This is a genomic window from Actimicrobium sp. CCI2.3 (assembly GCF_035019065.1).
Taxonomy (GTDB): Bacteria; Pseudomonadota; Gammaproteobacteria; order Burkholderiales; family Burkholderiaceae_D; genus Actimicrobium.
In genome coordinates this window covers 128,083-148,145 of sequence record NZ_JASJWR010000002.1, presented here as the reverse complement: position 1 = coordinate 148,145, position 20,063 = coordinate 128,083, and the positions used below count along the sequence as shown (strand labels likewise).

Annotated in this window: 23 protein-coding genes and 1 tRNA gene; 9 read left to right on the top strand and 15 right to left on the bottom strand. The window is 59.1% G+C overall.

Annotated elements, in window-relative coordinates:
• Positions 1–64: 64 nt before the first annotated feature.
• Together QN370_RS02025 and QN370_RS02020 are read right to left on the bottom strand one after the other, a co-directional pair.
• Complete coding sequence (locus tag QN370_RS02025) at positions 65–1,162, bottom strand: Stealth CR1 domain-containing protein (protein ID WP_322128863.1); 1,098 nt, start codon at positions 1,160–1,162, stop codon at positions 65–67.
• 237 nt (positions 1,163–1,399) lie between these two features.
• Positions 1,400–1,753, bottom strand: coding sequence for a PHB depolymerase family esterase (locus QN370_RS02020; protein ID WP_322128864.1), 354 nt, complete (start codon positions 1,751–1,753; stop codon positions 1,400–1,402).
• A gap of 115 nt (positions 1,754–1,868) precedes the next feature.
• On the opposite strand from QN370_RS02020, the gene QN370_RS02015 reads away from it, so the two are divergent.
• Together QN370_RS02015 and trmB are read left to right on the top strand one after the other, a co-directional pair.
• A tRNA-Gly gene (locus tag QN370_RS02015) sits at positions 1,869–1,942 on the top strand.
• Positions 1,943–2,041: 99 nt separating this feature from the next.
• Entirely contained in the window at positions 2,042–2,743 is a 702-nt protein-coding gene (trmB, locus tag QN370_RS02010) for a tRNA (guanosine(46)-N7)-methyltransferase TrmB (protein WP_322128865.1), read from the top strand.
• Between the two features lie 9 nt (positions 2,744–2,752).
• Here the strand turns inward: trmB and QN370_RS02005 are convergent, their stop codons facing one another.
• The 7 genes from QN370_RS02005 to QN370_RS01975 all read right to left on the bottom strand — a co-directional run bounded on the left by QN370_RS02005 (position 2,753) and on the right by QN370_RS01975 (position 8,996).
• Positions 2,753–3,595 carry a 4-oxalocrotonate decarboxylase gene (locus tag QN370_RS02005; protein WP_322128866.1) on the bottom strand — a complete coding sequence of 281 codons (843 nt, stop codon included), beginning with the start codon at positions 3,593–3,595 and terminating at the stop codon, positions 2,753–2,755.
• Positions 3,596–3,670: 75 nt separating this feature from the next.
• Positions 3,671–4,480 carry an alpha/beta fold hydrolase gene (locus tag QN370_RS02000; RefSeq protein ID WP_322128867.1) on the bottom strand — a complete coding sequence of 270 codons (810 nt, stop codon included), beginning with the start codon at positions 4,478–4,480 and terminating at the stop codon, positions 3,671–3,673.
• A gap of 12 nt (positions 4,481–4,492) precedes the next feature.
• Entirely contained in the window at positions 4,493–5,209 is a 717-nt protein-coding gene (locus QN370_RS01995; RefSeq protein WP_322128868.1) for an ABC transporter ATP-binding protein, read from the bottom strand.
• Positions 5,199–5,939, bottom strand: a complete 741-nt coding sequence (locus tag QN370_RS01990; RefSeq protein ID WP_322128869.1) for an ABC transporter ATP-binding protein — start codon at positions 5,937–5,939, stop codon at positions 5,199–5,201. Before QN370_RS01990 ends, QN370_RS01995 begins: the two co-directional genes overlap by 11 nt.
• Positions 5,936–6,877: a branched-chain amino acid ABC transporter permease gene (locus tag QN370_RS01985; RefSeq protein ID WP_322128870.1), complete on the bottom strand. Its 942-nt coding sequence runs from the start codon at positions 6,875–6,877 to the stop codon at positions 5,936–5,938. The genes QN370_RS01990 and QN370_RS01985 overlap by 4 nt, the downstream gene beginning before the upstream one ends.
• Positions 6,874–7,734, bottom strand: a complete 861-nt coding sequence (locus QN370_RS01980; RefSeq protein WP_322128871.1) for a branched-chain amino acid ABC transporter permease — start codon at positions 7,732–7,734, stop codon at positions 6,874–6,876. The genes QN370_RS01985 and QN370_RS01980 overlap by 4 nt, the downstream gene beginning before the upstream one ends.
• 2 nt (positions 7,735–7,736) lie before the next feature.
• A complete protein-coding gene (locus QN370_RS01975) occupies positions 7,737–8,996 on the bottom strand; it encodes an ABC transporter substrate-binding protein (protein ID WP_322128872.1) in 1,260 nt (419 codons plus the stop codon).
• Positions 8,997–9,243: 247 nt separating this feature from the next.
• Here QN370_RS01975 and QN370_RS01970 point away from each other — a divergent pair, with 247 nt between their 5' ends.
• The 3 genes from QN370_RS01970 to QN370_RS01960 are packed head-to-tail and all read left to right on the top strand — an operon-like array spanning position 9,244 to position 12,337.
• A complete protein-coding gene (locus tag QN370_RS01970; RefSeq protein WP_322128873.1) occupies positions 9,244–9,924 on the top strand; it encodes a GntR family transcriptional regulator in 681 nt (226 codons plus the stop codon).
• A 30-nt stretch (positions 9,925–9,954) separates the two neighbouring features.
• Positions 9,955–11,484, top strand: coding sequence for an aldehyde dehydrogenase (locus tag QN370_RS01965; protein WP_322128874.1), 1,530 nt, complete (start codon positions 9,955–9,957; stop codon positions 11,482–11,484).
• A gap of 34 nt (positions 11,485–11,518) precedes the next feature.
• The gene (locus QN370_RS01960; RefSeq protein WP_322128875.1) at positions 11,519–12,337 is read left to right on the top strand and encodes an alpha/beta fold hydrolase; all 819 of its coding nucleotides are present in this window, start codon (positions 11,519–11,521) and stop codon (positions 12,335–12,337) included.
• Positions 12,338–12,353: 16 nt separating this feature from the next.
• On the opposite strand, the gene ruvB is transcribed toward QN370_RS01960, so the two are convergent.
• On the bottom strand, positions 12,354–13,409 hold the full coding sequence (gene ruvB, locus QN370_RS01955) for a Holliday junction branch migration DNA helicase RuvB (protein ID WP_322128876.1): 1,056 nt from the start codon (positions 13,407–13,409) through the stop codon (positions 12,354–12,356).
• A gap of 6 nt (positions 13,410–13,415) precedes the next feature.
• On the bottom strand, positions 13,416–13,994 hold the full coding sequence (gene ruvA / locus QN370_RS01950) for a Holliday junction branch migration protein RuvA (RefSeq protein ID WP_009665122.1): 579 nt from the start codon (positions 13,992–13,994) through the stop codon (positions 13,416–13,418).
• Positions 13,995–14,124: 130 nt separating this feature from the next.
• Here ruvA and QN370_RS01945 point away from each other — a divergent pair, with 130 nt between their 5' ends.
• Positions 14,125–14,403 carry a BrnT family toxin gene (locus QN370_RS01945; protein WP_322128877.1) on the top strand — a complete coding sequence of 93 codons (279 nt, stop codon included), beginning with the start codon at positions 14,125–14,127 and terminating at the stop codon, positions 14,401–14,403.
• Positions 14,378–14,662 (top strand): BrnA antitoxin family protein, encoded by a 285-nt coding sequence (locus QN370_RS01940; protein WP_322128878.1) that lies wholly within the window; start codon positions 14,378–14,380, stop codon positions 14,660–14,662. Before QN370_RS01945 ends, QN370_RS01940 begins: the two co-directional genes overlap by 26 nt.
• Before the next feature lie 196 nt (positions 14,663–14,858).
• Here the strand turns inward: QN370_RS01940 and ruvC are convergent, their stop codons facing one another.
• The 4 genes from ruvC to dusB all read right to left on the bottom strand — a co-directional run bounded on the left by ruvC (position 14,859) and on the right by dusB (position 18,394).
• A complete protein-coding gene (gene ruvC, locus QN370_RS01935) occupies positions 14,859–15,401 on the bottom strand; it encodes a crossover junction endodeoxyribonuclease RuvC (protein ID WP_322128879.1) in 543 nt (180 codons plus the stop codon).
• A 22-nt stretch (positions 15,402–15,423) separates the two neighbouring features.
• Positions 15,424–16,989 (bottom strand): bifunctional phosphoribosylaminoimidazolecarboxamide formyltransferase/IMP cyclohydrolase, encoded by a 1,566-nt coding sequence (purH, locus tag QN370_RS01930; RefSeq protein WP_322128880.1) that lies wholly within the window; start codon positions 16,987–16,989, stop codon positions 15,424–15,426.
• 87 nt (positions 16,990–17,076) lie between these two features.
• On the bottom strand, positions 17,077–17,310 hold the full coding sequence (locus QN370_RS01925) for a helix-turn-helix domain-containing protein (protein WP_322128881.1): 234 nt from the start codon (positions 17,308–17,310) through the stop codon (positions 17,077–17,079).
• A gap of 67 nt (positions 17,311–17,377) precedes the next feature.
• Positions 17,378–18,394, bottom strand: a complete 1,017-nt coding sequence (dusB, locus tag QN370_RS01920; RefSeq protein ID WP_322129202.1) for a tRNA dihydrouridine synthase DusB — start codon at positions 18,392–18,394, stop codon at positions 17,378–17,380.
• A gap of 132 nt (positions 18,395–18,526) precedes the next feature.
• Here dusB and rapZ point away from each other — a divergent pair, with 132 nt between their 5' ends.
• Together rapZ and QN370_RS01910 are read left to right on the top strand one after the other, a co-directional pair.
• Positions 18,527–19,390, top strand: coding sequence for an RNase adapter RapZ (gene rapZ, locus QN370_RS01915; RefSeq protein WP_322128882.1), 864 nt, complete (start codon positions 18,527–18,529; stop codon positions 19,388–19,390).
• Position 19,391: 1 nt separating this feature from the next.
• On the top strand, positions 19,392–20,042 hold the full coding sequence (locus tag QN370_RS01910; RefSeq protein ID WP_322128883.1) for an LON peptidase substrate-binding domain-containing protein: 651 nt from the start codon (positions 19,392–19,394) through the stop codon (positions 20,040–20,042).
• Positions 20,043–20,063 lie beyond the last annotated feature (21 nt).

Below are 20,063 nucleotides of genomic sequence, written 5' to 3'. Positions count from 1 at the left end.
CCACCCTCGCTGTCAGAAAAAGCGTTGCCTGCGTCGCGCTCTGGCGGCAGGCGGAGTCAACTGCTTAAACGATTTCTGCCTCACCCGAGATCGTCAGCGATTGACGCGCACGCTGCTCACCCGGATTACTCTGCGCGGCAGCAGCATGGTCATCGACACGCGGATGCCAGCGCCGCAGGGCATCGACAACCGACACACGCTCAAACGGCGAAGCCTGCGGCAAGATTTGCTGCAAGGCGGCGCGCACCCGGACCAGACGCGGATCGTGCGGTTGCGCATCGTCGGTGGTGTCGTTGATACAGAAAAAGTCCACCGAACCGGCTTGGGCGACGAGCTGTTCAATTTGCTGCAACTGATCCGCTTCGCCGGTTGAAATATACAGGTGGCTGTAATCGCGCACGGTAGCCTGTCCGTGTGCCAGCGCCCAGCGCATCACGAAGTCCGACACGATGGTCGGTTTGTCCCAGGTTCTGAACGTGGTCGAGCGCACCATCGCAAACAGGTCGGGTGCGGCCTCTTCGAGTGCAACCATCATCGAACGCAGCATCGGTCGTGGCGAATGGGCGAAGGTCCGGAACGTATGCTGGTACGCACCGATGTGCCGTGCCGCCAGCCACTGGTGCGACAACCGGCAGGCATTGTCGAGCGACGTGGCATCCTGGCGCAATGGCTCGTTGGTCACGGCCGGCTCGTCGGACCAGGCGACGCAAATACCGTTGTCATCAAACCAGTCACTGACGTGGACCGGCGCACCAAAGAACACGTCGTCATTGAGATAAATGAAGCGTTCGGACAGGTTGGGAATGCGATGAATGTAGGACTCGATATTGCCGGAATCAAAGGTCGGCAGCGACGTCGCCGGAATCAGTGACGCGTGGTCGACGATGGTGACCCTGGCCGATGGCCGCAGCCAGGCCGGACTCTGCCCATCGGTAACGATATAGACATGACCATGCTCCGGAAAGAAACGCTCCAGTGCACGCAGGCTATAACGCAACTCGTCATTGTCACGGAATCGTCCCTCGACATTGCCGTACACGGCGATTGCGTCACGATGGCGAGTACTGAGTTTTTCGGCAGCGCGATGACGCTTGCGCCGCCAGGCAGGATCATTGCCGTCTACCCACAGGTAGACGATATCGATTGGTTTTGCGTCTGTCATGGACGAATGTTCACCCGGAAAATTAACCTGTCAAAGTCAGTGTGAATTGGCCCGGGAGGACAAAGGGATCGCCGCTGACGCCTGCTTTCCGCACAGGCCAATCTCTGCTGGCGCTGTATGCGGGGACGTATGGTACGACGATATGAAATATCGTGGGAGGAATGACTATATTTCAGTCAAACAGCGCTACTGACGCGTACAGGATTGGCTGTAGCGCCTGTTAATCAGACGACTCCGTCAGGTACAGCTGCCGTAGGCGTAATACCCGTTCGACGTGTTGCGCACGTCGGTGTACGCATAGATTGAGTAATAACCCAGGTACTGGTTCGAGTTGACCGCATAGGCATTGCCGCTGGTGATGCGATCGATCATGGTCTTGATCGCCACCATCTGGCCACCACTCTTGGCAGGGAAATTCACGTCGTCGTAGCCATACCAGTCCCAGCAACCGTTCGGATTGGCCGACGTCGGACTGGCTTGCGGATACAGCACGATCATGTTGTTGGTATCGGCCCAGCGGTTGTAGCCGGCGTTCTTGTAATACTGCGTCCCGACGGTGGCGACATTCTGCTTGCAGCCGTGCAGCGGCAATCATCGAAGTCCTGTGAGATGTCGGGTCAATCAGAATCACGCCTGCATCCGGGCGCGAATCTGGACACGAATCTGGACACAAGTCCGACCCGAATCCAAGTACAATCGAGCCTTCGCGGGTGTAGCTCAATGGTAGAGCAGAAGCTTCCCAAGCTTACGACGAGGGTTCGATTCCCTTCACCCGCTCCAGTACGGACGCATCACGAACGCATCACGAATGAACCAGGCACCGCCCCACGGTGCCTTTTTTATTTGCACCCATCCACATCGACCGACAGGCAGTCCCGCATGACCGATACTCGCAAACCCATGTTCTACGATCCCACCGAACACCGCATCCGCAGCTTCGTCACCCGAGCCGGCCGGTTATCGACCGCCCAGGCACGCGCCATCGAGACACTCGGTCCGCAATTTTGCATCCCGTATGAAAAGGCCCCGCTAGATCTGGCACAGACTTTCGGGCGCGCTGCGCCGGTCATTTTTGAAATCGGTTTTGGAATGGGCGAAACCAGCGCGAAGATTGCGGCACTGATGCCCGAGAAAAATTTCGTTGGCGTTGAAGTCCACACGCCAGGCGTGGGCAGCTTGCTCAAGTTGATCGGCGAACAGGAACTGACCAATCTGCGTCTGATCCAGCATGACGCCGTCGAAGTGCTCACGCACATGATCGCGCCGCTGTCGCTGGCGGGTGCCCACGTGTTTTTTCCGGACCCGTGGCACAAGGCCCGGCACAACAAGCGTCGCCTGCTGCAATCACCGCTGGTGGCTTTGCTGGCTTCCCGGATTGCACCGGGCGGTTATCTGCATTGCGCGACCGACTGGCAAGAGTATGCAGAGCAGATGCTCGAGGTGCTCGGTACGGAGCCGACGCTGGCCAATACGTCCGATGGCTATGCGTCGCGTCCGGATTACCGTCCGGTGACCAAGTTCGAGAACCGTGGCCTGAAACTCGGCCACGGCGTCTGGGACCTGGTATTTACCAAGCGCTGATCGCTTCGATCAGACGAAAGCGACCGTCAGGCCAGGCAGACTGACGCCGGAAAATGCGGTCGTCCAGGTTTCGCCCGCAGCGATCGGATACGCATCGGTCCAGGTACCGGTCGTGATAATTTCCCCGGCGGCCAGCGGCGCGAACTCAGGCTGCGTCTGCAACAGCTTGTGCAGATGCATCAGCGCATGCACCGGGCTATCGAGCACGTCGGCACCGAAACCGGCTCCGCGCAATGAAAATCCTTCACCACAATCGGACGACAAGGAGATGCTGGAGTCAGTCAGTACCTGTGCCAGATTGCGACGCGAGGCTTCTGACAAAATGTGCGGCTCACCAATGATCAGCGAGCCATGCAGGCCAAACGCAGCCACTGCATCGGCTGGTTCAAACTGCCAGTTGGCAAACGGGCAGACCACAATTTCAAAACCATGCGCCATCCATTCGATACAACTGGCCAACTCGGCTAGCGTCGCACTTTTTGCAGGTGCCTTGCGCAACTTGAAGACAATTTCCGGTTCGAGACGCGGTTGCACGGCCCCGACAAGACTCTGGAGCGCACGGTTGTCGCTGGCGTAGCGGACGGTTGAATCGTAGATGGTGGCCCAGATAGGCGCATCGATCGGACCGGCACTGCGAAATTTGCTCCAGACCTTGCGGTTATTGAAGCCGATCTTGCGACCGACTGGCTGTTCGCCTTCGGCGATGCGGATATCGAGGATGCGCTTGGCGACTTCATAGCCATCGGCCATCGATAGTTCCGTATCTTGCGACAGACGCGGCATCAGCGCCGAGCCGGCTCGCGCATCAAGCAACTGGTGGGCAAAACGATTGGAAATTGTGGACATCAGCATTGCAGACTCGCGTAGGGTAGTTTTTAAACCGAACCCTATTCTCAGCTAGCGAGTGGTATTACACAAGCGCTGTAACTAGGCATTTTGTCCTAGCCAGATTAACAACAATTGCTGGAAGCGCTCGGGCTGTTCCATCAAGAAGAAATGGCTGGCGTTGTCGAAAATCTCGGTGCGGGCATTCGGCAAGCCAGCGCCCAACCAGCCCGTGGCAGTCAGCGAGCAAATCGGATCACTGGCACCGGCCATGACCAGCACTGGCTGGTGAATACGCGCCAGTTCAGGCAAGGTATCGTGTTCCTGACACGCCGTGTTCTGGCGAATGTAGCAGGCCGGCAAGCGGGTTTCGCCGCCGATCAGCCGTTCGATGGCGGCGACCCGTTCGGGTTGCTGGTTGAAAAAATCCGCCGAGACAAAGTTCTGCACCGAATGCCGCGCATGATCGGCCCAGTTCATGCGCCATTCAAGCGCATCACGCATGTTGAGCAATACCCGTCGCCCGAGCGGGTCGAGCCGCGCAAACGACGCGCACAACACCATCGACAAGACCCGCGGCGGTGCCAGCAATGCCATCTGCTGTGCCACGGCACCACCCATCGAGCGGCCCACGACGTGGGCACTGGCGATTTGCAGATAATCCATCAGCCCGAGCGTGTCGCGCGCCAGATCAGCGGTGCTGACCGGTTCGTCAATCTGCGTGCTTTGCCCGGCACCACGATTGTCGAACGCAATGACCCGGTACGAATGCCGCAACAGTTCGATTTGCGCCAGCCATGCACTGAAGTCCCCGGCCAGTCCGTGGATCAGCACGACAGCCGGACCGCTGCCTTCGTCGATGTAGCGCAACGTAGTGTTGCCGACGGTGGCGAATTTTTGCGTGAATTCCATGATGAGTCCTTCTCAGGTAATGCCGAGGTGAGATTGCAATTGCGACTGCTGGTGCCGAAACTCGTCACCACTGCCGGCAAACACGACGCGACCGGTATTGAGCAGTACCACGTCGTCGGCCACTTTCATGGCCAGGCCGAGATTCTGTTCGACCAGCAGGATCGCAATCTGGCTCTTGAGCTGTTCAAGCACATCACCGACCTCGCGCACAATTTGCGGCGCCAGCCCTTCGGACGGCTCATCGAGCAGCAGCACTAACGGATTGGTCATCAGTGCCCGACCGATCGCCAGCATTTGCTGCTCGCCACCCGACAGGCTGGAAGCAAGCTGGTGCTGGCGTTCGCGCAGGCGCGGGAAAATGGCGTTGACGTCGTCGCAGCTCCAGCAACGCCGACCGGCAGGGGTGTGCTTGCGTGCCGCCACCAGCAAATTTTCACGCACGCTGAGGCTGCCGAAAATGCGCCGTCCCTGCGGCACCAGACCAATGCCGGCATGGCTGATCTGTTCCGGCGTGCAGCGGGCGAGATCGAACCCGTCCAGTAGCACACGGCCCGAGCGCGGCGGCACGAAACCGGCGATGGCGCTGATGCAGGTGGATTTTCCGGCACCGTTGCGACCCAGTAGCGCCAGCACCTTGCCTCGTGCCAGCGTTAGCGAAACATCGTGCAGCACATGACTGTCGGCGTAGAACACATTGAGTTGATCGAGTTCGAGCAGGTTAGTGGCCAAGGTAAATCTCCCGGGTGCGCGGATCGTTGACGACTTGCTCGCGGGTGCCTGCCAGAATCACTTCGCCATAGTGCAGCAGCGTGATCTGGTCGGCGAACGCCAGTGCCACCTCCATGTCGTGTTCAATCATGATGATGGTAATTTTGCGGTCAATCTGGCCAAGTAATTGCTGGATTGTCTCGCGCTCTTCGGCCGACAGGCCGGCCAGCGGCTCGTCGAGCAGCAGGACTTGCGGCTCCTGCGCCAGCGCCATCGCAATTTCCAGCCGGCGCTTTTCGCCATACGAGGTTTGCTGTAGCGGCAGCAGGGCCTTGTGACCGAGACCAACCGAATCCAATATGGCGTGGGCACGCGCCGTCATCTCCCGCTCACCGGACAGGCTGCCCCAGTGATGCCAGCGCCGCACCGATTTGCCGAGCAACGCCAGCATCACGTTATGCAACAGCGTGTCCTTGCCGAACAGCGTGACGATCTGATAGGTACGTGCCAACCCGCCCTGCGCCCGACGTGCGGCGGACAGGCGTGTGACATCGCTGCCGAGCAGGCGGATACGGCCGCTGTCGGACAAGAAATCACCGGCAATCAGATTGAACAGCGTCGTCTTGCCGGCTCCGTTCGGGCCAATCAGCAAATGCCGCTCGCCTTGCTCGACCCGCAGGTCGACACCGCGCGTGACATGCAAGCCACCGAAAGCCTTGTTCAGGCCGGACAGTTCCAGCACGGGATTCATGCGGACTCCTTGTTACGGCGCTGTTGCCAGCGCTTGGCGATACCCGGCACAATGCCGTTCGGTACAAACAAGACGATGAACAGGAATACGAAACCCAGCAGCATGATCCAGCGGTCGGTGTAACCGCTGGCGATATTTTTGAGCAGGACCACCAGCGCGGCACCGACCACCGGTCCGGCCAGTGTCGCCGGTCCGCCAGCAATGACCATCAGCAGCATCTCGGCCGAGTTGGCCAGTGACAGGCTGTGCGGGCTGATGAACTGCTGGTAATACACGTACATCAGGCCCGCCACGGCACCGAAAAATCCGCTGATCGTGAAGGTGATCCAGCGAATCAGCCAGACATTGAATCCGAGCGCGCTCATGCGGCGCGGCTGGTCACGCGTGCCGCGGATACTGGCACCAAACGGCGAGCGCACCCACAACGCCATGAGCGCCCAGACCAGCAGGAACACCAGCAACGTGAAGTAATAAAAATGGCTGGCCGGCCCCAGGTCCAGCCCGAACGGATGCGGCCGGGTGATGCCGGACAAGCCGTTGTCACCACCGGTAACACCCGCCCAGCGATACGCAATGCCCCACAGGATCTGGCCCAGTGCCAGCGTAATCATCAGGAAGCTGATGCCGCTGGCGCGCAGCGCGATGAGTCCGAATAAGGCCGCCACGACGGTCGATCCAGCCAGCGCTGCGGCTGCCGCCGACGCGTGGTCCCACTGCAAATTGAGCATCAGCCAGGCACTCGAATACGCCGCCAGTCCGAGGAAGCCGGCATGACCGAGCGAGGTCAGCCCGGCATAGCCAACCAGCAGATTCAGGCTTAACGCAAACAGCGCAGCGATCAGTACCTGGCTGGCCAGGTTGGTGTAATAGTCGCTGCCGGTCAGCCACGGCATGATCGCCAGCAATACGATGAACACAAGAAGTACGATGCGCTTCATGCCGCAATCCTTCCGAACAAGCCACGCGGACGCACCGCCAGAATCACGACCATCGGCAGGAACAGAATGATGTAAGCCAGGTCGGGGAACAGTGCCTGGCCAAAGCTGTAGATGAAGCCGATCACGAAGCTGCCGATGAAGGCGCCGGCCAGACTGCCGAGACCGCCCAGAATCACCACCACCAGCGCCAGTGGCAGCATGTCGCTGTCCATGCCCGGATACACCGACAGGATGGGCGCAGCAATCACGCCGCCGATACCGGCGAGCGCCGTACCGAGACAGAACACAATGGTGAACAGGCGCGAGGCCGGAATACCGATGCCGCGTGCCATCTGCATGTCATCGACGCTGGCGCGAATCATCATGCCGAGCCGGGTCTTGTCGAGCAGCAGCCACAGGCTGATCGCCAGCAAAATCGCAAAGCCCACCACACCAACCCGGTACAGCGGAAACACTTGCCCGAACAGCCGCGTCGAACCAGCCAGAAAATCCGGTGCACTGACCGGTTGCGGATCGCCGCCCCAGACCCACAGGCTGAAATCGGCAATGATGAAGGCAATCCCCAGCGTGGCCAGGACCTGGCCGAGGCTGTTGCCAGCGAGCCGACGCAGTACCAGTCGCTCGACTACCGCGCCCAGTACACCGACAGCTAACCCTGCGGCCAGCAGCGCCACCAAAAAACTATGACCGTGGTTGATCACGCTCAAGCCGACATACGCGCCGAGCATGAAGTAAGCACCATGCGACAGATTGGCGATGCGCATCAGCCCGAAGATCAGCGAAAAACCCGCTGCCAGCGTGAACAGCACACCGCCCAGCGCAAGGCTGTTAAGACTTTGGATCAGCCAGAATGACACGATTATTTTTCCAGGTTGACGGCGACAGGGTTGTCACGGGAGTACACCGGCGCAGCCAGGAAGTCCTTGCGGTTGTAAGTCCAGAATTGCGAGACATCGGGATAGGTTTTGATGATGCTGTTGACCAGCTTGCCGCCCTTGCGCTCGACCTTGCGGATGTAGACATTCATGATCGGATTACCGAGCGCATCAAGCTTGAGCATGCCGCGCGGATCACCCGCCACTTCGACATTGCGCAATGCCGCCATGAAAGCAGGCTTGTCTTCGATCTTGCCGCTGATGGTTTTCAGCGCCTGCTCGAGGATCAGCGCGGCACTGTAAGCACCCAGCGCGTAATAGCCGGGATCCTGTTTGTACTCGCGGTTCATGCCTTCGACGAAATGCTTGTTGGCCGGGTTGTCGATGGCGGCGGTGTACCAGCCCGCCGAGATCACGCCGAGCGCTTCATCGCCCATCGATTTCAGGATGCCTTCGTCGACTGCGGTCATCGAAGCGAGCAGCGGGATCTTGCCCTTGAGGCCGTATTCGTTGTACTGCTTGATGAATTTCAGACCATTGCCGCCGGCAAAGCTGACGAAAACCGCATCGACCGTCGGATTGATCTGACCGATATAGGTGCCGTAGTCGGCCACGTTCAGTGGCGACCACAATTTCTGCACCACCTTGCCACCGTTTTCTTCAAAGGTGCGCTGGAAACCGGCCACGCCTTCATGCCCAAATGAAAAGTCGTCGCCAATGATGGCGATGCGCTTGTACTTGAGTTCGCGTGCCGCGTATTCGCCGAACGGCTGGGTCGGCTGGGCCGAGGTACCGACCGCACGCACGAACCACGGATTAGGCTTGCGCTGGGTCAGGTCTTCGGCTGCGGCCGACGGCGAAATCACCGGGATCTGCGCCTTGCGGATGTAGTCGTCGACGGCCAATGCCTCGAAGGCGGCAAGCGGGCCGATGATCACCTGCACGTTATTTTTTTCGACCAGTTCCTGCATCTTGGTCTTCGTGATGGCCGGTTGGCCAGCGCTGTCGGCAACGAACAGTTCGACCTTGCGGCCGGCAATCATGTTGTTGTGCTCTTTCAGGAAGAGTTGCAAGCCGTCTTCCATCTGCTTGCCGCCGGCGGCGAGTGCGCCGGATTTGACGGTCAGGAAGCCGATTCGGATCGGGTCACCTGCCGCGGCCTGGGCCGGGCCGGATAAAAGAGCAGCGACGGTCGCAGTGACTGCGGTCGCGACTGCAGCGAGGGTCAGGATTTTGTTCAGCATGACATGTCTCCTTGATTGGTTTCATCAAATATTTTTTGACTTGGCTTCTTTTTTTGTGCTGCTTTAGCCTCTCTTTAATATATTACCAAATAAAAAAAGCCGATTGTTTATTATTTTAAATGAGCAGTTTTCCACAGCCAGATGCCAGTTTGCGTATGGTGCAGCGCGCAATTGATCGTGTTTGCGCTTTTTCGTGATGTATCACATAATTAAAAAAATACATTTCGTGATATCTCAAATACTCAACATGACCACATCACCAAATCCGCTTCCCAACACGACTACACCGCTTTTGCGCGAGTCGGCTTACGCGCAATTGCGGGCCGACATCCTCAGTTGTGCGTTACCACCGGGGTCGGAAATCCGCGAGGCCGAACTGGCCGCGCGCTTCCAGGTCAGCAAGTCGCCGGTCCGCGATGCCCTGATGCGACTCGAGCGCGAAGGGCTGGTCATTTCGACGCCACGACAGGGTTACCGGGTCGCGCCGATTTCGGTCACCGACGTACAGGACATGTTCCAGCTGCGCGTCGCCCTCGAGCGCGCCTGCATGGAGCGCATCGTGCGCAATGCCAGCGATGCGCAGTTGCAGACGCTGGAGCCATTCCGCCAGTTCGATGCCGCCCAGTGGAGCGAAGGTTTCGTCGGCTATAACCGCAGCTTCCATCACACGCTGGCGGCGCTGGGCGGCAACCTGCGCATGCAAAACCACCTGATCGACCTGATCGACCAGATGGAACGTGCGGTGCGGGTCAGCGTCAGCAATGTCAAGAAAGGCAATCCCGAGTCGCTGGTCAACGAACATTGCCAGCTCATCGATGCGCTGCAAGAGCGCAAGACCAAGCGCGCCGAGCGCGCCGCCGAACACCATGTTTCCGCCGCTGCGAAACGCGTCAATGACGCCATTTCGCGGTTTGCCGTCGTCAGTTAGTCCATCGTTTTTTTATCAAGGGGAAGTCAGATGTCCAGCGTTCCGAATACCAGTAACGGCGTACCCGTCCACGGCCTGTTCATTGACGGGCGCGAAGTCGCCGCCACCCGTCCCGACTTGCTCGATGTAATCAACCCAGCCACCGGCGTCTTGCTGGCGCAGATCAGCCATGCCAGCGATGCCGATGTCGACCGTGCCGTACAAAGCGCCACGACCGCCTTCGAGAGTCCTGAATGGAGCGCGATGTCCAACCGCACCCGCGCCAAACTGCTCAACAAGCTGGCCGATGTGTTTGAAGCTAATCTCGAAGAAATCTATCACCTCGAAACACTGAACAACGGCCGCTCGCTCAACGAAACCCGGGCCCAGGTCTCGCGTCTGCCGGACTTCCTGCGCTATAACGCCGGGCTGGCGATTGCGCGGCGCGACTCGGTCATCCCGGTCGATGGCAATTACCTCAATTACACGTTGCGCACACCCATCGGCGTGGTTGGCAATTCGACCCCGTTCAACCATCCGCTGATGATCATGATGAAAAGCCTGGCGCCAACACTAGCATCGGGTTGCACCACGGTCGTCAAACCGTCCGAATACACGCCACTGACCACGCTGCGCCTGGCTGCACTGTTCGTCGAAGCCGGCTTGCCGCCGGGTGTATTCAATGTCATCACCGGTCTCGGGCCTACCAGCGGCAAGGCGCTGTCGGAACATCGCGGCCTGGCCAAATGGGTACTGACCGGCGGCACCGAAGCCGGCCGCATTACCGGCGCACTGGCCGGTGCGAACTTTGCGCACCAGACGCTGGAACTGGGCGGCAAGACACCAGTACTGGTGTTCGATGATTTCGACGTCGATCAGGCCGTCAACTACGCCGCCTTTGGTGCCTTCATCGGTGCTGGCCAGACCTGTATTTGCGGCAGTCGCCAGATCGTGCAGGAAAAAGTCTATGACGAATTCGTCGAAAAACTCGCCGCCAAGGCCAAGTCGATCCGCATCGGCAATCCGATCGATCCGAAGGTCCAGCTCGGACCAGTGGTCTCGGCACGTCAGCAGCAACGGGTGCTGAGCTACATCCGCATCGGCCTCGAAGAAGACGGTGCACGACTGGTCGCCGGAGGCCGCATCCCGGCTGATCCGGCCCTGGCAAACGGCTTTTTTGTCGAGCCGACCGTGTTTGCCGATGTCACTGCCGACATGCGGATTTTTCAGGAAGAAGTGTTCGGACCGTTCGTCTCGGTCACCAAATTCAGCACCGAAGCCGAAGGCATTGCGCTGGCCAACAATTCACCGTTCGGGCTGGCAGGTGCGATCCGCACCAACGACATCACGCGCGCCCATCGTGTCGCGGCACGCCTGAAGTGCGGCATTGTCTGGATCAATGACCATCACCGGCTCGATCCGGCCTCGCCATGGGGCGGCGTCAAGGATTCCGGCATTGGCCGTGAATGCGGCACCGAATCATTCGACCAGCATTTCGAGACCAAGAGCGTGATGGTGCGACTCGATGACACGCCGTTCGACTGGTACAAGGACACGGCGACCCAGCCGCGTCTGAACTGAACTGTATCCCTCCCACCCGACAGGAAAGGCCATTATGAATACAACACCTACGACGGAATTCGGCCAGATTGCCGTTCTCGTTAAAGTTGGCGAGCACAAGGTCGGTGCCCGTATCGGCGGTGCCGGTGCACCGATCATCCTGTTCCATTCGCTACTGGCCGACGGCTCCAGTTTTGATCCGCTGGCCCGGTTGCTGGCGGCGACCCACCGGGTCGTCATCCTTGACCTGCCCGGCTTCGGCAATTCTGACCGCGTTGAAGGCGGACTCGAGGCCGTGGCTGACCGGCTGGCGGCGGCGATCCGCGAATTCAACTACACGCAAGCGCCGATTTTTTTAGGCAATGGCTATGGGGGATTCGTAGCCTTGCTCACGGCGATCCGTCATCCGGACCTGGCTGGAAAACTGGTACTGGCGGATTGCGGCGCGGTGTTTTCGGAGGCAGGCCGGGCGGCTTTCAAGGGTATGTCGGCGGGTGCGGCAGCCAATGGTCTGGCAGGCATTGCCGATGTCGCGATGCGGCGCTTGTTTTCGCTGGATTTTCAGGCAGCCAATCCGGCGCTGATTGCACGGCGGCGCGAGCGTTTTCTGGAAGTCGATCCGCAGACTTTCCACGCTGCTTGCGCCGCCTTGTCGACGCTCGATCTGCGTGCCGACCTGAATTCAGTCACCGTGCCGGTGCTGGTGCTGGTCGGTGAACACGATGAAGCGACCCCACCGCCGATGTCGGTCGAGCTAGCCGAGGGCTTGCCTCACGCGACGCTCACTGTCCTGTCCGGCTGCGCGCATGTACCGCAATTGCAGCAACCAGACCAGTTCATGGCGGCGATCGCGGATTTCATTTCTCCGGCCTGAGCACGGCCCTGACGGCTTACTGTCCCCACAGTTCGCCGTTCGGTCCGGTGCGCGGCGCGGCCACACCGAAATGGATGTAGGCCAGCGGCGTCGCAATCCGGCCGCGCGGCGTGCGCTGCAGATAGCCCTGCTGAATCAGGTAGGGTTCCAGTACATCTTCGATGGTTTCACGTTCTTCGCCGATCGCGGCCGCGAGATTATCGAGTCCGACCGGACCACCACTAAACTTGAAGAGCACCGCTTCAAGCAGCTTGCGGTCCATCAAATCAAACCCGACCGGATCGACATCGAGCATCACCAGCGCGGCATCCGCCGTTGACTTGGTGATGTCGCCGTTGGATTTGACCTCGGCGTAATCGCGCACCCGACGCAACAGGCGATTGGCAATGCGCGGCGTACCGCGACTGCGCTTGGCAATCTCGAACGCGCCTTCGGGATCAATCGGTGCATTAAGCAGCGAGGCGCTGCGGGTGACGATGCGGGCCAGTTCGGTCGCGCTATAAAACTCCAGTCGCGCGACGATGCCAAAGCGGTCGCGCAGCGGATTGGTCAGCATGCCGGCGCGCGTGGTGGCACCGACCAGCGTGAACGGTTGCAAGTCCAGTCGCACCGAACGCGCGGCCGGTCCTTCGCCGATCATGATGTCGATCTGGTAGTCCTCCAGTGCCGGATACAGGATTTCTTCGACCACCGGCGACAAGCGATGAATCTCGTCGATGAACAGTACGTCATTGGCTTCGAGGTTAGTCAGCAGCGCAGCAAGGTCGCCCGCACGTTCGAGTACCGGGCCGGAAGTCTGCCGCAGATTGACGCCCATTTCGCGCGCGATGATGTGCGCCAGCGTGGTCTTGCCCAGACCTGGCGGGCCGAAGAGCAGCGTGTGATCGAGCGCCTCACGACGCTGCCTGGCGGCGGTAATAAAGATGCTGAGCTGGTCGCGAATTTTTTCCTGGCCGACGTATTCGTCGAGCTGTTTGGGTCGCAACGCGCGTTCGATTGCCTCTTCGTTGGGCGAGGCCGGGGTCGGCGCGGTGATGCGCTGTTCGCTGAAATCATCAGTCTGGATGCTCATGCCTGATTACCCCTTGGACAGCGCCTTGAGCGCCAGCTTGATGCCATCGGAAACACCGCTACCGGCCGGTACCTGCTTCATCGCCAGCATTGCTTCCTTGTCGGAATATCCGAGTGCCAGCAGCGCATTGAGAATGTCGCCACTGCCGTCCGGCAGTGCGACACCACCGACAATACCGAGATCGGCACCCAGCTTGCCCTTGAGTTCAAGCAGCAATCGCTCGGCAGTTTTCTTGCCGACACCGGGCACCTTGGTCAGGCGGCCGGTCTCTTGCAACGTGATTGCCTGCGCCAGTTCGGCGACCGACATGCCGGACAGGATGGCCAGTGCCATGCGCGGCCCGACGCCGGCAATCTTGATCAATTGGCGAAACACGTTGCGCTCTTCAGCGGTGCCGAATCCGAACAGCAGGTGCGCATCCTCGCGCACGATCTGCTGGGTCAGCAAGACGATTTTTTCGCCCAGTGCAGGCAAGTTGTAAAAGGTACTCATCGAGACACCGACTTCATAGCCGACGCCGTGGCAATCAACCAGCAATTGCGGCGGGTTCTTTTCGAGGAGTGTTCCGGAGAGGCGACCGATCATGGGGGGAGTTGGGAGATAAGTGGGGACGGCAAGATGATACAGGGTGCAGAGGCTGCTATGGGTTTGGCATTACAAGCAACTTGACACTTTGCTCCTTGAGTGTAGCGATTTTTGTTACTACAATCTGACTATGCATATTGAATTCGATGCCAACAAGAACGAGCGGAATATCCGCGAGCGGAACCTGTCATTCCAGCGCGTCGCCGACTTCGATTTTAATACCGCGCTAGTGCAGCAAGATATCCGCAACCCGTACCCCGAAGTGCGCATCGTGGCGACAGGATTGCTCGATGGGCGGTTGCATGTACTGTGTTTTACACCCGCTGGTGACGGCATACGCGTCATCAGCTTTCGCAAGGCAAACCTCCGGGAGATCCGTAACTATGAAAAAGCGACCACCACTGACTGACAAGGACGGCGAAGTACGAGAGTTGACTAGCGATGATTTTCGGCAATTCAAACCAGCGCAGCAGGTACTTCCATCAGCCTTGCAAACGAAACTCGGGATGCGCCTGCGCGGCCCGCAAAAATCGCCACCAAAAATATCCACGACGATCCGGCTCTCGCCCGACGTGCTACAGGCATTCCGGGCTGCCGGTGATGGCTGGCAAACCCGCATCGATTTGGCATTGCAAGACTGGCTGAAAACGCATCCCGCGGGTTATTAGTCGCGGAGGGTGCAATAACCGCAGGGCATTGCACCAACGACCAAATGAAGCGACGCATTTGCCAAGACATCCGGTACCGTTCATTTCATGCTCAATCTTCATCGGCGTCACGGTGAGGCGCGCGGTGCAATGCCCTTCGGTTATTGCACCCTACGCCAGCATCACCAATGCGTTGCGGGTCATTGCATCGCGCAGGTCACCCGACCAATCGTCCCTTGCGCACCCGCAAACCCTTCTTCGCCAGTCCGGGTGCCAGCCCGCCCAGAATCGCCAGCACATCGCTATTGTGCGCATGGCAAATCGCCACGCCGAGCGCATCGGCCGCATCCGCGGTCGGCTTGCCTGACAACATCAGCAGTCGCTGGACCATGTCCTGCACTTGTTCTTTTTGCGCTTTGCCCTGGCCGACCACCGCTTGCTTGACTTGCAGCGCGGTGTATTCGGCCACCAGCAAATCAGCGCTGACCAGCGCGCAAATCGCTGCGCCGCGGGCCTGGCCGAGCAACAGCGTGGACTGGGGATTGACGTTGACGAAGACTTTTTCGATCGCCGAACAATCCGGGCGATACGTCGCGACGACTTCGGTGACACCGGCCAGGATGGTTTTTAGCCGGGCTGGCAAATCGATGTCGAGGGTCTTGATGGTGCCGGAGGCAATGTAGGTCAGCTTGTGACCGTGCTTTTCGATGACACCGAAGCCGGTGATGCGCAGCCCCGGATCGATGCCAAGTATTCTCACGGTCGCAGGTCGTGCAATGCGATCAATGACGGAAATGACGTAGGCCGGTCAGCAGCATTACGACACCCTGCTCGTCAGCGGCATCAATGACTTCCTGATCGCGCATCGAACCACCCGGCTGGATCACACTGGTCGCGCCGGCTGCAACGACGACATCGAGGCCGTCACGGAACGGGAAAAAGGCATCCGATGCCACGGCAGAGCCGACCAGCGACAGACCGGCGTGTTGTGCCTTGATCGAGGCAATACGGGCCGAATCGACGCGGCTCATCTGGCCCGCACCGACGCCAAGCGTCATGCCATTGCCGCAGAATACGATCGCGTTAGACTTGACGAACTTGGCGACGCGCCATGCAAACATCAGGTCCTGCAATTGCTGCGGTGTCGGTTGCTGCTTGCTGACGATGCGGATTTCGGACTGTTCCAGATTGCGCACATCCGGCGACTGCACCAGCAAACCACCACCGACGCGCTTGAAGTCATGCGCATTGCTGCCCGCGCCAAACGGGATTTCCAGCAAGCGCACATTCTGCTTGGCGGAAAAAATCTGCCTGGCCTGATCACTGAACGAAGGCGCAATGACGACTTCGACAAATTGCCTGGCGACCGCTTCCGCCGCATTGCCATCGACCGGATAATTGAATGCGATGATGCCGCCGAATGCAGAGGTCGGATCGGTTTGCAACGCCTTGCTATACGCTTCTAGCGGGCTGCTACCGGTACCAACACCGCACGGATTGGCGTGCTTGATGATGACGCAGGCGGTCTCGGAGAAAGTCTTCACGCATTCCCATGCGGCGTCCGCATCGGCAATATTGTTGTACGACAGTTCCTTGCCTTGGAGCTGGGTGTAATTGGCCAGCGCACCTTCAACTGGTCGGGTGTCGCGATAAAACGCGGCGGCCTGATGCGGATTTTCTCCATAGCGCATCTCTTGTACTTTTTCAAAGTGCAGGTTGAGCGTGGAAGGGAATGCACTGCGGGTGGCATGGGCCTTGTCGGTGCCCAGCGACGTAAAGTAGTTGGTGATCGAGCCATCGTATTGCGCGGTGTGGGCAAAGACTTTCTTGGCCAGTGCAAACTTGGTTTCATAGCTGACTTCGCCATCGCCTGATTGCAGTTCGGCTAGCACCTTTGCATAGTCTTGCGACTCGCAGATCACGACGACGTCCTTGTGGTTCTTGGCCGCCGAGCGCAGCATCGCCGGACCGCCGATATCGATGTTCTCGATCGCGTCTTCGAGTGTGCACTCGAGCTTGGCGACGGTTTGCTGGAATGGATAGAGGTTGACCACCACCATGTCGATGACCGGAATGTCGTGCTCGGCCAGTGCTGCGCGATGCTCGGGAAAGTCACGTCGCGCCAGAATGCCGCCGTGCACTTTCGGATGCAGCGTCTTGACCCGGCCATCCAGCATTTCCGGAAAGCCGGTGTAGTCGGCCACTTCGGTGACTTTCAGGCCATTCTCGGCGAGCAGTTTGGCGGTGCCGCCAGTCGACAGCAGGTTCACCCCCAGCGCGGACAGCGCGCGGGCGAATTCGAGGAGTCCGGTCTTGTCGGAAACGGAAATCAGAGCTTGTTTGATCATGATGGGCAGTGTCGGAAAAATGAAGGAGTTCGGTAAAGGTCATCGGTGCGCGAATAGCGCGTACCGGCGTTACTGTGATGCGCTGCACTACAACAGGCTGTGCAGTTGCAATTTCTTGCGCAAGGTGTTGCGGTTAATCCCAAGCATTTCTGCAGCCAGCGACTGATTGCCATCTGCACGCGCCATCACGACTTCGAGGATCGGCTTTTCAACGGTCACGACGACCATCTCGTAAATGTTGGAAGGCTGCTGTTCGCCCAGGTCCCGGAAATATTTTTCCAAGCTTTTTTTGACAACTTCCTGGATGCTTTCTTTACTCATGCTGTGCAGTGGATGACCTGGTTAATGCGCTTGTTGCGGCGCTTGTTTGTTCTTGGAGTGGGTGCCGCTACGCGGCCAACTTTTGCAACAAAGGAATGTATTGTAACCGCTCACCGAAGCGAATTTGCGATTCAAAAAAATCGTTTACCGCTGTCAGTTGCTGTTCGCAGTCCTCCAGCAGGTTCATGCTCTGGCGAAAATCTTCGCCGCCGGCCAGATCACGGACGTACCACCCGATATGCTTGCGCGCGGTACGCACACCGAGATACTCGCCATAAAACGCGTAGTGCGCGCGCAGGTGCTCGTCCATCAGCGTGGCCACTTCACTGACCAGCGGCGCTGCCAGATGGGTTCCGGTCGCCAGAAAATGGACGATTTCGCGAAAAATCCATGGCCGGCCTTGCGCGGCACGACCGACCATGACCGCGTCGGCGCCAGTAACAGCCAGCACATGACGGGCTTTTTCGGGCGTGGTGATGTCGCCGTTGGCCACCACCGGGATCGTGACGGCGGCCTTGACTGCGGCAATGGTGTCGTACTCTGCCGCGCCGTTATAGCCATCGGCGCGAGTGCGACCATGCAATGTCAGCATCGCGATACCGGCCGATTGCGCCAGTCGCGCAATGTTGAGTGCATTCTTGTGCTGGCGATCCCAGCCAGTACGAAACTTGAGTGTCACCGGCACATCGACCGCCGCCACCACCGCGTCGAGTATCTGACCGACCAGTCGCTCGTCTTGCAGCAGCGCCGAACCGCACCAGCTATTGCAGACTTTCTTGACCGGACAGCCCATGTTGATATCGATAACCTGCGCGCCACGCTCGACATTGAAACGCGCACAGTCCGCCAGCATGGCCGGATCAGCGCCAGCAATCTGCACTGCACGCGGTGCCATCTCGCCATCATGATTGATCCTGCGGGAAGTCTTTTCGGTTTGCCACAGGCGCGGATTGGAAGCGGCCATCTCGGAGACCGCATAACCGGCTCCGAGCTGTTTGCAAAGTTGCCGGAACGGGCGATCGGTCACTCCGGCCATCGGGGCGACAAAAACATTGTTGGCTAGCTGATAGGGTCCGAGTTTCACGCGGGCAGACAAAAGGACAGAATCCAGCATTTTATCCGGTTCGCGCCGACTTATCGGAGATTCCGAGCACCCCCTGCAACGCGACGCTACGGCCAGTGTCCCGGATGCACTGCGTGCGGTATGATCAGGCTCATGCGCATTATTCTCATCACCGGCATCTCCGGCTCCGGCAAGTCTGTCAGCCTTAACGCTCTCGAAGACGCGGGCTACTTCTGTGTCGACAACCTGCCACCCACGCTGCTGCGTGCGCTGGTGGCCACACGCATGCAAGACCATGGCGACACACTCGCGGTGGCGATGGATGCGCGCAGTGCCGATTCCCTCGCCGGCCTGCCAGCCGACATCGCCCGCCTGAAAAATGAAGGACATGATGTCAAGGTGCTGTTCCTGAGTGCCAAGACCGAATCGCTGATCGCGCGCTTTTCAGAGACCCGCCGCAGTCATCCACTGTCCCACCGGAGACTGCCAGACCAATCTGAGGAGGAGCGCCCCACCCTGACAGAGTGCATTCTGCGCGAGCGCAAGATGCTGGCCACGATCGAAGGAATCGGTCATGTGATCGATACGTCCGGCCTCCCGGCCAACAAGCTGCGCAGCTGGATCAAGGAGCTGGTCGCCACGGAAGGGACTCCGCTAACGCTGCTGTTTGAATCCTTTGCTTTCAAATTTGGCGTGCCACTCGATGCCGACATGGTGTTCGATGCGCGCATGTTACCCAACCCGCACTACGATGCGGCATTGCGTGCGCTCAATGGCCGCGATCAGCCGGTGATCGCGTTCCTCGACGCCCAGCCAGATGCAGCCGACCTGATGGCTGATATCCGCCATTTCGTCGAAAAATGGCTTCCGTCGTTCAAGGCAGATAATCGCAGTTACCTGACGGTCGCCATAGGCTGCACCGGCGGACAGCATCGCTCGGTCTACCTTGTTGAACATCTTGCCGCGTATTTTCGCAACAGTGAACGGGTGGTCGTGCGCCACCGCGAAATGGAATGACATGACTGATACAACGAACGACATCACAACAAACAACGCCGACTGGCTGCCGTTATTCCCCTTGCAAACGGTGTTGTTCCCGGACGGAATCCTTCCTCTGCGTATTTTTGAAACCCGCTACATTGACATGGTGCGAGAGTGCATGCGTCTGGACAAACCATTCGGTGTGGTGGCGATCCGGGACGGGACGGAGACGGGGCAAGCAGCGCAACCGGAAACAGTCGGCTGCTCTGCAGCCATCATCCACTGGGACATGGAAGCGGGCGGTTTGCTGATGATCGGAACACGCGGCGGCCTGCGATTCCGCATCCGTGAAACGCGGCTGCTAGCCGACCAGCGGCTCGAAGCACGTGTCGACTACCTGGATGCAGATCCTGTACTGACGCCATCGGCCGAACAAGCTGATTGCGTCAGCGCATTGAAATCCATCACCGATGATTTTGATCAGCAGATCGGCAGGAACAACACGCAGGATTATCCGTTTGCACTGCCCTTGCGGTTCGATGACGCAGGCTGGGTAGCCAACCGCTGGAGTGAAATCCTGCCCTTGACCCTGAAAACCAAACAGGACTTGCTGGAATTGGATGACCCGGCGATGCGGCTGACGCTGATTCATTCTTGCCTCGAACAACAACAGATCCTGCAAGGTTGAGTTGACTTACGTCGTCAGTGG

Coding starts and splice junctions, on each gene's coding strand:
- QN370_RS02025 (WP_322128863.1), bottom strand. CDS start 1,162: ATGACAGACGCAAAACCAATCGATATCGTCTACCTGTGGGTAGACGGC.
- trmB (WP_322128865.1), top strand. CDS start 2,042: ATGACCGATACTCGCAAACCCATGTTCTACGATCCCACCGAACACCGC.
- QN370_RS02005 (WP_322128866.1), bottom strand. CDS start 3,595: ATGCTGATGTCCACAATTTCCAATCGTTTTGCCCACCAGTTGCTTGAT.
- QN370_RS02000 (WP_322128867.1), bottom strand. CDS start 4,480: ATGGAATTCACGCAAAAATTCGCCACCGTCGGCAACACTACGTTGCGC.
- QN370_RS01990 (WP_322128869.1), bottom strand. CDS start 5,939: ATGAATCCCGTGCTGGAACTGTCCGGCCTGAACAAGGCTTTCGGTGGC.
- QN370_RS01985 (WP_322128870.1), bottom strand. CDS start 6,877: ATGAAGCGCATCGTACTTCTTGTGTTCATCGTATTGCTGGCGATCATG.
- QN370_RS01975 (WP_322128872.1), bottom strand. CDS start 8,996: ATGCTGAACAAAATCCTGACCCTCGCTGCAGTCGCGACCGCAGTCACT.
- QN370_RS01970 (WP_322128873.1), top strand. CDS start 9,244: ATGACCACATCACCAAATCCGCTTCCCAACACGACTACACCGCTTTTG.
- QN370_RS01965 (WP_322128874.1), top strand. CDS start 9,955: ATGTCCAGCGTTCCGAATACCAGTAACGGCGTACCCGTCCACGGCCTG.
- QN370_RS01960 (WP_322128875.1), top strand. CDS start 11,519: ATGAATACAACACCTACGACGGAATTCGGCCAGATTGCCGTTCTCGTT.
- ruvB (WP_322128876.1), bottom strand. CDS start 13,409: ATGAGCATCCAGACTGATGATTTCAGCGAACAGCGCATCACCGCGCCG.
- ruvA (WP_009665122.1), bottom strand. CDS start 13,994: ATGATCGGTCGCCTCTCCGGAACACTCCTCGAAAAGAACCCGCCGCAA.
- QN370_RS01945 (WP_322128877.1), top strand. CDS start 14,125: ATGCATATTGAATTCGATGCCAACAAGAACGAGCGGAATATCCGCGAG.
- QN370_RS01940 (WP_322128878.1), top strand. CDS start 14,378: ATGAAAAAGCGACCACCACTGACTGACAAGGACGGCGAAGTACGAGAG.
- purH (WP_322128880.1), bottom strand. CDS start 16,989: ATGATCAAACAAGCTCTGATTTCCGTTTCCGACAAGACCGGACTCCTC.
- QN370_RS01925 (WP_322128881.1), bottom strand. CDS start 17,310: ATGAGTAAAGAAAGCATCCAGGAAGTTGTCAAAAAAAGCTTGGAAAAA.
- rapZ (WP_322128882.1), top strand. CDS start 18,527: ATGCGCATTATTCTCATCACCGGCATCTCCGGCTCCGGCAAGTCTGTC.
- QN370_RS01910 (WP_322128883.1), top strand. CDS start 19,392: ATGACTGATACAACGAACGACATCACAACAAACAACGCCGACTGGCTG.